This window comes from Bradyrhizobium elkanii WSM2783, from assembly GCF_000472865.1.
Lineage (GTDB): Bacteria > Pseudomonadota > Alphaproteobacteria > Rhizobiales > Xanthobacteraceae > Bradyrhizobium > Bradyrhizobium elkanii_A.
On record NZ_AXAP01000101.1, the window covers coordinates 1 to 12,052 of the forward strand.

The 12,052-nt window shown below is 60.7% G+C and carries 12 protein-coding genes and 2 pseudogenes; 8 read left to right on the forward strand and 6 right to left on the reverse strand.

The annotated features are described in order from the left end of the window. The first annotated feature begins 721 nt into the window (after positions 1-721). On the forward strand, positions 722-883 hold the full coding sequence (locus YY7_RS62325) for a hypothetical protein (protein WP_196237421.1): 162 nt from the start codon (positions 722-724) through the stop codon (positions 881-883). 217 nt (positions 884-1,100) lie between these two features. Here YY7_RS62325 and YY7_RS0143090 read toward each other — a convergent pair whose 3' ends face one another. After that, on the reverse strand, positions 1,101-1,358 hold the full coding sequence (locus tag YY7_RS0143090; protein ID WP_028168547.1) for a hypothetical protein: 258 nt from the start codon (positions 1,356-1,358) through the stop codon (positions 1,101-1,103). 373 nt (positions 1,359-1,731) lie between these two features. After that, the gene (locus tag YY7_RS62330; protein ID WP_063623453.1) at positions 1,732-2,265 is read right to left on the reverse strand and encodes a hypothetical protein; all 534 of its coding nucleotides are present in this window, start codon (positions 2,263-2,265) and stop codon (positions 1,732-1,734) included. 752 nt (positions 2,266-3,017) lie between these two features. On the opposite strand from YY7_RS62330, the pseudogene YY7_RS54835 reads away from it, so the two are divergent. From YY7_RS54835 to YY7_RS54840, 3 genes and pseudogenes are all read left to right on the forward strand, one after another. After that, a pseudogene (locus tag YY7_RS54835) lies at positions 3,018-3,472 on the forward strand (hypothetical protein). A 111-nt stretch (positions 3,473-3,583) separates the two neighbouring features. Further along, on the forward strand, positions 3,584-4,102 hold the full coding sequence (locus tag YY7_RS64865; RefSeq protein ID WP_349642712.1) for a hypothetical protein: 519 nt from the start codon (positions 3,584-3,586) through the stop codon (positions 4,100-4,102). A 3-nt stretch (positions 4,103-4,105) separates the two neighbouring features. Beyond that, positions 4,106-4,655 (forward strand): annotated as a pseudogene (locus YY7_RS54840) (SOS response-associated peptidase family protein). 336 nt (positions 4,656-4,991) lie between these two features. On the opposite strand, the gene YY7_RS64000 reads toward YY7_RS54840, so the two are convergent. After that, complete coding sequence (locus tag YY7_RS64000; protein WP_245287629.1) at positions 4,992-5,120, reverse strand: ferritin-like domain-containing protein; 129 nt, start codon at positions 5,118-5,120, stop codon at positions 4,992-4,994. A gap of 914 nt (positions 5,121-6,034) precedes the next feature. Here YY7_RS64000 and YY7_RS0143130 point away from each other — a divergent pair. Then, positions 6,035-6,292, forward strand: coding sequence for a hypothetical protein (locus YY7_RS0143130; RefSeq protein ID WP_155255574.1), 258 nt, complete (start codon positions 6,035-6,037; stop codon positions 6,290-6,292). 92 nt (positions 6,293-6,384) lie between these two features. On the opposite strand, the gene YY7_RS0143135 is transcribed toward YY7_RS0143130, so the two are convergent. Both YY7_RS0143135 and YY7_RS0143140 read right to left on the reverse strand, forming a co-directional pair. Further along, entirely contained in the window at positions 6,385-6,567 is a 183-nt protein-coding gene (locus YY7_RS0143135) for a hypothetical protein (protein ID WP_028168550.1), read from the reverse strand. 124 nt (positions 6,568-6,691) lie between these two features. Next, on the reverse strand, positions 6,692-6,979 hold the full coding sequence (locus tag YY7_RS0143140; RefSeq protein WP_245287627.1) for a cytochrome P450: 288 nt from the start codon (positions 6,977-6,979) through the stop codon (positions 6,692-6,694). A gap of 247 nt (positions 6,980-7,226) precedes the next feature. Between YY7_RS0143140 and YY7_RS64870 the strand changes: the two genes are divergently transcribed. The 3 genes from YY7_RS64870 to YY7_RS59295 all read left to right on the forward strand — a co-directional run bounded on the left by YY7_RS64870 (position 7,227) and on the right by YY7_RS59295 (position 8,946). Continuing rightward, positions 7,227-7,604, forward strand: a complete 378-nt coding sequence (locus YY7_RS64870; protein WP_349642714.1) for a hypothetical protein — start codon at positions 7,227-7,229, stop codon at positions 7,602-7,604. 803 nt (positions 7,605-8,407) lie between these two features. After that, on the forward strand, positions 8,408-8,626 hold the full coding sequence (locus tag YY7_RS0143150; RefSeq protein WP_028168552.1) for a hypothetical protein: 219 nt from the start codon (positions 8,408-8,410) through the stop codon (positions 8,624-8,626). Positions 8,627-8,706: 80 nt separating this feature from the next. Further along, positions 8,707-8,946 (forward strand): hypothetical protein, encoded by a 240-nt coding sequence (locus YY7_RS59295; RefSeq protein ID WP_245287628.1) that lies wholly within the window; start codon positions 8,707-8,709, stop codon positions 8,944-8,946. 452 nt (positions 8,947-9,398) lie between these two features. Here the strand turns inward: YY7_RS59295 and YY7_RS0143160 are convergent, their stop codons facing one another. Beyond that, on the reverse strand, positions 9,399-11,921 hold the full coding sequence (locus tag YY7_RS0143160) for an arylsulfatase (protein ID WP_028168554.1): 2,523 nt from the start codon (positions 11,919-11,921) through the stop codon (positions 9,399-9,401). Between the last annotated feature and the right edge of the window lie 131 nt (positions 11,922-12,052).

Consider the following 12,052-nt stretch of genomic DNA (forward strand, 5'->3'; position numbering starts at 1 on the left):
GAGAGCCGGATGCGGGAGATCTGCCTGTCCGGTTCGACGAGCGGGATGTGGAAACGGAGTCACGGCTACACCACTAAGGCACCGCCAGACGAAAGGGGCGGCAACAGATATGTGTAGCCTAAAGCCACCGCGCCACATCTCGACTCCACCACGAGCAGTGATGCTCTGACCGATCGCAAGATTTCCGCTTGGCCGTCAGAAGCTGACATCTCCGCGTTTAAGGGCGAGCGCCATAAACCTTCGTATCGGTCCCGTGGCCCCTTCAGGTGCCCGACGGTTACCGACGTTCAATTGAGCGGTTGATCGCGATCATCTTAGATAAGGGCATGCGGTAGCGAGACCCCTCTTCCCCCCGACCCGCTATCGCTGCCCTCCTTGGGCGTTTCCTCCCTAAACTTGGGCCGCTTGTGGCAACGCAGGCGGCCTTCCTTTTTGTGTGCCCCCCTTGGGATTCGACCGACGTCTGGTCGACCTATACCGATTCACTAGTCGGAGCGAACCTCAGTACCGTCACTTCATACTCGCGCTCAATGGCTTCCACAAAGTGCTCGGTGCTACTACCTAATGATGCGGAGTGAAAAGCAACGGAACCGGCCGCGAGCCGGCAGTTGCAGGACAAGGTCGGCGGCGTAGCGCCCGCCGGCCTTCCCCTTAATCGAGCCGCGCGTTGCCGCTCCAGTAATTAGTGTCTACTGCCACAGTTGGCTGCGGAGAATACGCTATGAAAAACATCGCCGATCTCCTAATGCGGCTTTGGCAAGGCAGCCAGCCGGCGTCCAATGCTCAGGTCGCGGCTATGGCCGGCAATCGGGATCGATCCAGCATGGCCGATTTTATCCGCATCCTTCAAGCCTACGATCAAGACCAGTACAGCAGGAGTTAGGGGCGACCGCGTCCCAATCGGCTTCTTGGGGCCTTTGGTGAGCGCGAGGAAATGCGGGGCCCGCGCGACGGCACCCATTCAACATATTGGACCCACCGGTTTCCCAAATTGCATTGCGGCACCGTCGTCAGCTCCGGTGTGCGACTAGGGGCGTTGGCCGCCTAAACGTTTCCCTGACACCTGATGTCGATGTTAGGGGCGCGCTGTCCGCGCCACCTCAATTCACGCAAGCGTTTCGATTGTGCTCGGTGCGGGTCAGCGCAGTTTCGAGCACGTAGTCGCACTCATAGGGCACAACGACGTTGCCCATGTAGAGTACCAACTGGCCGCGATCCCGGATCTCGTTAAGGCAGAGACCGGTGACGTACTGTGTCACGGTCATCAGCTGCGTGATCTCTTGCAGGCTCTTGCCCTTGATGTCGCCCTTGGTGATCTCGGCAGCGGCAGCAAGCAATTCGAATTTTGACATGCCCATCGCGGTATCCTCCCGGTACGCTCACTAAATTGCAGTATGGATCGGCGGCTTTAAGCTGCAAAGATCAGATCGTCGAGCCGATCATTCAGCGTCAGATCGGCAGCGTCAGATCGGTCGCGGCCAAACCCCGCCGTTTCCGCGGCCCTTTTTAAAAAACCACTAGTTTCTGGTGGTTTTGCCGTCGGCCGCGCGGCGCTTGACCTGCGTCCCATCCGATCGGCGCGCCGCGCGCGATAGTCGCAGGCGCAAAAGGGCTGGCGATGGCCCGCCGCATGATCCCGCTGCGCAATATGATTGGACGATCAAGCAGCAGGGCAGTTAAGTCCCGCCGAGATCGGGAGCCTGGCGTCCGATCCGACAGAACCGCGAGCGCTTACTGCTGTTCGAGCTCCGAAAACCGTTCCTTTATTCGGGAAGCATGGGCGACTTTGGCTTGCTTCTTGAAGCGTTTGAGCAAGCCGTTCCGGGCCTTATTGAGGCCCTCAGTGTCGTTCGGCAGCTTCGCCTTCTCAAGCGCAACGAGATCACCGCAGCCCTCGCAGGCAAATATTTCGTCGGAAAGCGAGGACATCGCTGTCTCATCTTGAGGGCCGGAGGCAGGAGGATTGACGTCGGCATCGTCGTAGATTGCCAGCGAGCCGCCCGACCGGGCACAGTGAGGACAGTACCGGTCAACGGCTTTGCTGAGTTGGCGTCCAAACTCTTTTCGGAGAACTTCTCCCTCCCACGTCGTGCCATCGCGCTTGACGAGCTTTCTGGCACGCGCGATAGCATGAGTTTCAGCAGCGTCGTCACCGGTGCGGATCGTCACGTCCAAGTGGAAGGGGCACACTGCGATGGCATGGGTCGTCTCTAGTGCGTAGTGCACGGCTGATCCCAAATCATCTTCGAAGCTGCTTACGGACATGTGAGCCTCCTTGTCGGGCGAAGCGGGGCTCGGAGCGCCTAGGGGCCCGAGCCCCGTCTAGGTTATATCCAGCTCGATTACCGCGCGACGAGACCGCCAATTGCGGCCCTTACGTCTGGCCCAATACCTTGCTGGTTTTCCTGGCTTTGAAGTGGCATCCCGAGCAGACGACTTCTTGCTAGTGTCGCCCCGCTCAATTCTCACCCACGACATCCAGCCGACACTGCACGTTCATGCCGGAACCGGGGATTTGAACGCGATGTTCCCCGTCATGATAGGCCATCCGATCTGACCGCGAAATTCAGTATTATTACTTAGGCTGCCGGACACCGGGGCTCAAATACGGACAGCACCACGTTCTGCTAAGAGAATAAAAAAGACGTTGAGCGAACGCCCGCCGCGCGCTGCGTGGGAGCGCCGCATAGACCTCTGAGTGCTCTCGATCTGCCAATGACCTCCCTCGATCATGGTCTACGGGGCCAGCCACGAAACCGCTACCGGTACCGCGACAACGACGACCGCCGCGACGAAGATCGGCGCTTGCAGGCCCGACATAAGCCACATCGCGGCACCGCTCTTTGTGTACTCAGGTACAAACAAAACTCGAAAAATGAAAACTGGAAATATCCTCAGTAGGCGCGGTCGCGTGGGCCCGGCTTAGACCGTCTTGGGAGGACCCGGCTCCCGCGACGCGAGTCACCTTCCACCAATCGCCTTGTGCCCATCCCGTCCTCCACCGCAATCCTAGCGGCTTGCCTGTCCCGCGCCGCCCTGCGCATCCTCTCCCCTGGCGTGGGCACCCCAAGTCACGAGAAACCATTTACGGCGGGTCGGTCCGGGCAGCGGCAGAGCGGACGACGGAAGCACGTAAGAAAGCCGACCGGCTCGCCTGCACGGCGTGGAACAAGCGCATGCTGGCCTTTCAGGGGCCGGCGCAGCCTTCACCCACGCTGGGCGATGCCCTCAATGCTGGTTTGGTTATCTCGAAGTGAAATGCCTCGGCTGTGACACGCATCAGACCGTGGCCCTCGACATCGTGCGGCGACCGAAGGCAACGCCGGTCCATGAGTTGGAGCGCTATATGCGCTGCAAGGATTGCTCTCAGGTGCGCGGCTATCCACACAAGCGCAGCCATCTGGTGGCGCTGCGCACCACCAAGATCACGGCGAGCGATCCACCCTCGACATGGTGGCCGGGTGAGCGATAGTACGGCAGCTTCTTAAATTCCAAGGGAGTACGCTCCCGAAAAGGAGGCAACACATATGGAAGGGTTACGGGAGGGGCTTAGAGCCGAGTACGCTAGCCGGCAGAATTCAACGTGCTTTCACGAGGAGGGCTGCAGCAGCACTACGACCGCGAACACAGCGGCAATGTTCCAATAGCCGCCATTTCGGGCCGCCATTCCAACTTGCGAATTCGCACGGCCCCTGTACCTAAAGCCGCTATTCGAGCGTCGTCCGCTCATGTACAAGTTTGCAGCTTCTTCCTAGTTAAGGAGCTGTCCATGAAGGAATTATACGCTTGGCTTTCGGGCCAGCATCCAGGTCTGAAGACCTTCAAAGCCCTCCAGCTCAAACTTTCGCGGCTTGCCGCTGATCACCCCGAGCAACGGGCGATGTGCGCCCTGCTTGATGGCATCGTCGGCAAGTATATCGAGGAATTCGACGAAGCGCCGCTGCCGTCCGCGGTTGCCGAGCGAGCCTATCGGCGGCTGCTTGACTCCCTTGCCGAACTGGACGACTCGGCGGACCCGGCACGGCAGCTTGGCAGCCTGAACCGGCTCGCGGCGCTGGATCTGACCGATGAGTCGACAAACATTCCGTCCGTCGCATCATAGCGGATGATGTCGACTATAGGGGTGTTCCCGGACTACGCCGCGCCGATCGTCCGCAGTGCCGGCGATGGATGCGCGCTAACAATGATGCGCTGGGGCATGCCACCGTCGCCGCGCCGCCGGTCACCAATATCCGCAACACATCGTCGCCGCAATGGCGGGGCTGGCTGAGTGCCGGCCAACAGCTTCGCCGAGTACGCGCCGGAGCCGAACCGGAGACCAAGAAAAAGGACGTCGTCTGGTTCGCGCTCAACGATAACCGTCCGCTGTTCGCCTTCGCTGGCATCTGGACGATGTTCAACGGCGATCGCGGCACGAAATCGAGGCCGGTCCCTACCCCGCATCAGGTCTATGGTTTTCTCACGACATCGCCGAACGCGGTCGTCGAGCCGATCCATCCGAAGGCGATGCCGGTGATCCTGACCACCGACGAAGAGCGGGACGTTTGGATGCGCGCACCGTGGGATGAAGCCAAGGCGCTGCAACGGCCGTGCCCGATCACGTTCTGAAGATCGTCATGCGCGGCCCCGACAAGGAAGGCAGGTTCGCCGCATGAACTACGCGGAAGACCGGCCATGCCGACCCGGAGAAGGCCGCTCGCCGGATCATGGAGCTGGCCAACGCCGTCGAGCCAGTGCAGCACGGCCGCATCCACATCGAGAAGATCAACTAGCCGTTTCTCTCCCAGGACAAAGCCAAGCCGGCCGAATACGGCGGCGGCATCAAGTTCGCGATCGAGCGCGGCTGGCTGTGGATGCATGAGAGCGACACCTACGTGAAGATCACTGCAGAATGGCCTATTAGCATGCGAGCATGCCGAGGCGCACGTGGTGCTCACCTGATCTTCTTTGTGCGACGACAATCGCTGCAAGTTTGTCAGGTGCTCATGTGCTCATGCGGCCTGATGGCCCTGAATGTCGACGTACTGCATCGTGACCTTCTCGACATTGGCCTCCACCCACGCGGCCATCCGTTCCTCCTCCCTGAGAGAGGCTTCCAGCAGCGGGCGTGCCGAGTCCACGCAGAAATAGAAAAGCACAACTGCTGGGTGGGTGTCAGTGCACTTTGTGCCGTATCAACCGCGCCCCAGGCGGAGACGCCCGGTTCTAGTGTTTGACCGGTGGGGACTCGTCAAGGACGCCGCTCACATCAGGCTCATCAATTCCGTCGCCGCGGGTGCACTCGCTTGGCATGCCGGCTCCGCACTGACATCCCAAGACGTCCTCTGACCAGGGCCGGTCGGGTGATTTTCGCACACCCAGCCCAGCCCGTGGCACACCGGGCAATTCGGTTTCGTCACACGTCAGTCCATCGCCACAAAAAAGCAGCCCAGCCGTCGTCATGGACCGGAGCTGCCGAGTTTGTCGTCGCACGCACGTTGTGAGCCAACGTTCCGTGCGACAATAGAACCTCGCCAGAACAGGCCCGTTCCTAAAGGGCAGCGAAAGCTGGATATCGGCGCGGCCGATCTAGGCTGCCAGCCAAGTCAGTCGATTGAGAGAACCGCAACCGCAGTTATGATCGTCGACACGATGCTCGCCATAATAACGAGCGCAGCAAACAGACGGTCGTGCATGACGTAGCCTCCGCGAAATTAGCCGCCCCGGCGCGATCATTGGGCGGATCGGCACCGGGGCGCGCGCCCTCTCACCCACCGGGGCTTGGGTGTGGCTGGGGTTCGATCAGCGAGAGGTCGCAGGGAGAGAAAAGCACAACTTCAGCGCGGAGGTCAGTGCACTTTGTGCCGCAACCAACTCAAATTTCTGCGCCCTTCGGTTACATAGTGCACTGACGCGCGGCATCGAGCGTGCCTGTCTCGGTCGGCGATCTCTCGGCCGATCACCGGGGCCTCCATAGGTGAGCCGGGAGGAAGCGACGCCCCGGCGCAGGTTCCGGTGACCGGCGCCGGGGCGGTCAACCCCCCGCGAGGATGAATTGAGCAGCACGCGGCTGATAGTGGCACGCAAGATCCTTGCCGAGCACGGGCCGATGACAGCAGAAGCCATGGTTCGGGAAATGCTGAAACTCGGCCATGACGTCTCCGTTCACGAAACGCTGCCCGGCAAAGTCTCTTCGATTCTTATAAGTCTGTGGCGGCTGGAAAAAGCCGGCATGGTCGCGCGTGAAGGCAAAGGCCGCTCGGCGCTGTGGCGATTCAGCGTATCACAAACGCAAACAGCGCACCGGACTTGAAGGCCTATAGCCGCATCGGCAGCGCCAGCTGGATCGCTGGCGGCTCGCGCTAATGAATGCTACCAGTTGTCAGTGCAGTTTGTGCCGCAGCTTTAAAAAACATAGACCCAGCTTTCCACGAGCTGTGGCTGGTCGCCAGCCGAGCGCGGCAGGCGGCGCAGGTCCGCCGCCTCGAACGCGTCGCGCAGCATCTTCAGTCCCTCGTTCGGCCCGACTGTCCGCAACATCACCGTGCTCGGCTGCGGCGCCTCGCTGTCGCCGCCGACCTCGAACATGCGCGACGTAGCAGTCCGGGATCAGCCGGTCGGTCATAGATCATCCACATCGGCAGCCGACCACGACGCTGCACCACATCGCGGTGGTTCTCCAGGATGGATTCGACAATCTTGGAGATGCCGCTCATGACAGCAGCGAAAGCTGGATATCGTTGCGGTGCCCATGCCGGGCCAGAAAGTTCTCCAGCGTCGGCGGGACCTCGCCGCGTTCGGCGCAGCGCTGGCGCAGCTCGGCGGCGATCTCCTCCGAGGCGTCCTGCGACCAGCCCTCGCTGGTGTTGAAGGAAACAATCCGGATCGGGTTGTGGTACTGCCCTTCCATCAGGTGGCGCAGCAAGGTCTCGCGGTCAGTGTCCTCCTCGTTCATCTCGGGCCAAGCCCGGCCGAGGCGCTGCCCGTAGTCGTCGAGCATGAGATAAATGTCCCGGTCGAACCCGGGGGCAATCGAAGGTGAGGAACGCATAACTAACCTCACGATGACGGGGTACCAGCATTCCAGCCCGTCGGCGGCTGGGCGTCAATAAACCGGATTCGCAATTCGTCCATGTCTTTCTATCTACGCATATGAGCAGGCGTTTGGAGTTCGCCCTGCCGGTCATGGCCGAGGACGTCGCCGACCGGCCGGGACTGGTTCCACGAGCACGCATGACGGCTATCGGATGATGATCATCCGGGAGGACGATCGCGTGCGCCTGAAAAGCAGGAGTGGCCACGACTATACGGACCGCCATCCCTGGATTGTCGAAACCGCGCGCAAGCTCAAGCCCAGCCATTTCGTGCTCGACGGCGAGGCCCTGGTGCTCAACGTCGACGGAATGTCGGACTGGGCCGCGCTGCATTCGAGCCGGCACGATGACGAGGTCCAGTTCTATGCCTTCGACATGCTGGCCGGTGATGGCGACGATTGCCGCCGCCTGCCGCTGTCGATGCGCAAGACCAACCTCGCGCGGCTGCTCGCCCGCCGTACCGAGGGCATCCACGCCGCGCCTACGAGGTCGGCGAGATCGGTCCGGACCGGTTCCGGCACGCCTGCCTGATGGGGCTGGAGGGCATGGTCTCAAAGCACCGCGAGCGCCCTTATAGCGCAGGCCGCTGCACGCACTGGATCAAGGTCAAGAACCCGAAGCACCCGGCGTACCGCCGCGTGCAGGACCAGTTCTGACGTCCCTGCACGCGAGGGTCGCTGTGTTACAATCCCAAGGCGATTCGCTGCCGGAGACCTCCCATGCACAGACACGCTCTCATTGCGATCATCACAATGTTGGGTTTCCTGACACTTGATGTTTCCTCAAATTCGGTGTTCGCGCTCGGCCACACCTATCTCGGGTCACATTCAAAGCAGGACATCAAGAACCACTGTGATGCGGCCGGCGGCATCTATTTCGAAAGTGGCGGAACCTACGGCTGCTGGGGGCCAGGCGGCGATGTCACGTGCAGTGACCAGACCGGGACATGCTATGGGACCTGTGAAAAGTGCGGCCGGGTAGTCGACCTAGGCGGCATCTCAGGCGTCATAATATCGGGAAGCTGGCTCCCCGAGTTTGCACCTCCACCCGCAGGCGAACTGAGGCCAATTAACCCCTTTAAGGGTGGACCGCGCGCATCGGTCAGACGCAACCGCTAAAGGTCGTGCCCGAGGCACCGCCGCTCGCCTAACGTGGGGAACGGCGTCCCGCCACCTTGCGGTCCCCCCGGCCTTAGCTCCATGCTGCCAGTCGTGATTTGCCTTGTTTCGGCAATCGCGCATGGAAAAACCGAGCACACTTTGGACGGCGGGCTCGGCTTTCCGTGGTCACCGGAGGCGCTTTCGCGTCTCCATCATCCACAAGGACACAGTAGATTGACGAAGCCTGTCATTCAAGACAATCATACCCGAAAGACCAAGTTCACAGACGAAGAAGCTGTTGATGTGTGGCTGCGCCGCTGGAGCGGACAGTTCCAGCACGAGATCGCGGCGGCCTATGTAATCAACGTGCGGGCCGTGAACCAAGTGCTCAAGGAAGTGACGCACGTCGGGAGCAAGGAAGAAGCGATACGGCGCGTCGGCCGTACCGCATAGCGCCAAAACGTTCAGCCGAGCGGCTTCCGGCCGCTCGCTTTCCTTGAGCGATGCGCTGGCGCGGCTTGGGAGGCAGGGCGATGATCGATCCCGACTGCAACAAGAACGTCTTTCAGCTTTGGAAGGAAGGCCACGAGAGGCTTCCTTTCAAGGTGACCCGGTGGACTTGGAATACCGCGACCAGCGCCTTTCTTGTCGAGCGGATCGAAATTGGGAAGTGGCCTTACGGGAAAGCTTGGGGACGATTTATAAGCAATGGCGCGTCTCAAGCACCGCAACAACTTAATGGGTGCTGGCTCATACCAGTGGAAGGTCGTTAAGTGAGCTGGCGCAAGTAACGATCTATGTACTGCTTGGCAAGGAGGACGCGAAGGTTCACGTCCGCTACTTCATCGTTCGTAACGCCGATGTGGCTGATCAGGTCTCGACGCCCGCGAACTGGGCCTCGAACGCATTCATGTCGCTGAAGTCGATTGTTGGGTACGAGAATCGTTAGGACACCTTGGATCAGGAAGCGGTGCAGCTTGTATGTCCGCTTTCGGGGTAGCTCCGGCCTGCGCCGAGGATTGCGATACTCTGAGAAGGCTTATTTGCGCTCAGTTTGACTAGGGTACGGATCACCCTACAAGATTAACGGACGCTTGCGAACGAGGTCCCACCAATTGTTCGCGCCAAACATACACCGCCCTAACGCCCCCACGTCTAATCCTCAGAGTATGCGCGACAATATCTAGGAGTTTTGTCGGCGGTTATAGCAACTGCATCATTCGGATCAGTCGGCCTTCGCCTTCTCTCGCATCGCCGCCTCGAGCTTCTTGATGTCCCCGCGCGACAATTGCGGTCGATCAACTCTGATCGTCAGCTTGTTGAGCTTGCCAGTGAAGGTGAACGGTGGTCTATAGTCCTCATCGTTCACCCCTGTGAGTGTGTCGGAGCCGACGTCGAAGCTCTCGTCCCACTGCAGGATCATCGGCAACGTGCGGTCCATCTTCTTCGTGGCAACGTCCTTGTCGTCGACCTTGAGCGTGCCGGTACCAGGCTGGGCGAGACCACTGAAGTTGTTGTACTCGAGCGTGCCGACGCCAATACCGTCATACTTGAAGTCGAACTCGACCGTGTGCCTGCCCGGCAACAGCACATCCGGTGCTTCCCATTTGATCCGTTCGAGGTCGACCATGTTCCACAGGAACACCGGTTTGCCCTTCAAGAGGTAGAAGCCGTAGCCGGCGAAGCGCCCGCCTGAGGTGAGGATCATGCCCTCGGCGCCACCTTGCGGCACGTCGATGTCAGCAGTGATGGTGTAGGACGTGTTGAGTAGCAGCGGCGAATCTCCCTGCGGCAATCCCGTCATCGGGCGCGTGTACACGAACTCCTTGCGACCGGCAGTGATGTTGGGACGCGGCGCGATGATGCGCGCTGCGACCGACGCATCCAGCGGGAAGAGCTGGTACTTCTCGGCCTCGGCGATGAACATCTGCTTCATCTCCTCGACCTTCTCCGGGTACTTGGCTGCGATGTCGTCGGACTGGCTGAAGTCCTTGTTCAGGTTATAGAGCTGCAGGACTTGATTGTTCAGCGGATCGGGGTTCGCCGGACCGAACGCCTCCCAGGGCGCGCGATTGACCTTGGTGCTCATTATCCAGCCGTCGTGGTAGAGCGCCCACTGGCCCATCATCTCGAAGTACTGGGTCGTGTGGCGCGACGGTGCCTTGGCATTGGTCGCATCAAACGTGTAGGCAAAGCTCGTACCCTCGATGGGCGCCTGCTTGATGCCGTCGACGTAGTCGGGCGCGTGGATACCGGCGGCTTCGAGGATCGTCGGCACGATGTCGATCACGTGGGTGAACTGCTCGCGCAAGGCGCCCTTGTCCTTGATGCGCGCCGGCCACGACACCACCATGTTCTGATTTGTGCCGCCGAGCCTGGAGGCGTTCTGCTTGAACCAGTCGAACGGCGTGTCGAACGCCCACGACCAGCCGGCCGACATGTGGTTGTAGGTCTGGTCGGTGCCCCAGACGTCGTAGAACTTCATCTGTACGTCGACGGGCAGTTTGTTGAGGCCGTTGAAGAAGGCCACTTCATTGGGCGTGCCCAGGGGCCCGCCCTCGGCGCTCGTACCGTTGTCGCCATTGATGTAGATGACCAGGGTATTGTCGAGCCGACCCAGATCCTGGAAGTGCTGGATCACGCGGCCGATCTCGTGATCGCTATAGGCGGCGTAGGCGGCAAAGACCTCGACCTGGCGAATGAAGAGCTTCTTCTCCTCCGCACCGAGTTGGTCCCACGGCTTCAGGAGGTCGTTGGGCCAGGGCGTGAGCTTGCTGTCCTTCGGGATCACCCCGAGCCGTTTCTGATTATCGAAGATGCGTTCGCGCAGCTTCTCGTAGCCGTCATCGAACAGGTGCATCGCGCTGATCTTGTCGACCCACTCTTTGGTTGGATGGTGCGGCGCGTGCGTAGCGCCCGGTGCGTATTTGATGAAGAGCGGTTTGCTCGGGTCGGTCTGATGCATCCGCGTCATCCAGTCGATGGCGTCGTCGGCCATCGCGGTGATGAGATTCCAGGTGCCCGGCGGCTTGCCCAGATACGGATAGATTTGTGTCGTGTTACGGAAGAGATTTGGCTCCCACTGGTTGGTGTCGCCACCGACGAAGCCGTAGAAGTACTCAAACCCCATCCCCGTCGGCCATTGGTTGAACGGGCCGACTTGGCTCGCCGCGAACGCCGGCGTGTTGTGGTCCTTGCCGAACCACGAAGTGGCGTAGCCATTGTCGAGCAGAATTCGGCCGATCGTCGCCTTGTCCTTGCCGATGATGCTGTTGTAGCCAGGGAAGCCGGTCGATTGCTCGGAAATCACGCCGAAACCGGCAGAATGGTGATTGCGCCCGGTAATCAGCGCCGCGCGGGTCGGCGAGCAGAGCGCTGTGGAGAAGACGCGGTTGTAGCGCAGGCCCTCATTCGCGATACGCTCCATCGTCGGGGTCGGAATGACACCACCGAAGACGCTGTTCACGCCGAAGCCGGCGTCGTCGGTGATAATCAGCAGCACGTTTGGTGCGCCTTCCGGCGGAACAACCCGCGGCGTCCACCATGGCCTCGATTGCAGCGCGTCGTCCTTAATCATGCCGCCAAATTTCGGGTCGGGCGGCGGCAGCTGTTTTCCATTGATCGTGGTGGTAGCGCTGGGGGATCCCGGCGTGCCGGTGGTTTGCTGTGCACTTGTCGGCGGCGCCGACACGGTTGCGCCGATGAACAATGCCAATAGAGCGAGACAGGTGTCTTTGGTCGCACTCATGGGATTGCTCCCTCACTGCTGACGCGAGAACGGTATCCTCGACCAAGTGAACCGGTGCGCTATGCAGGTTCGGCTGACGCGTACCCGCGTGGTGCGACGCGGTGTCGCATAAGGGTCTTGGGGGTCGAAGG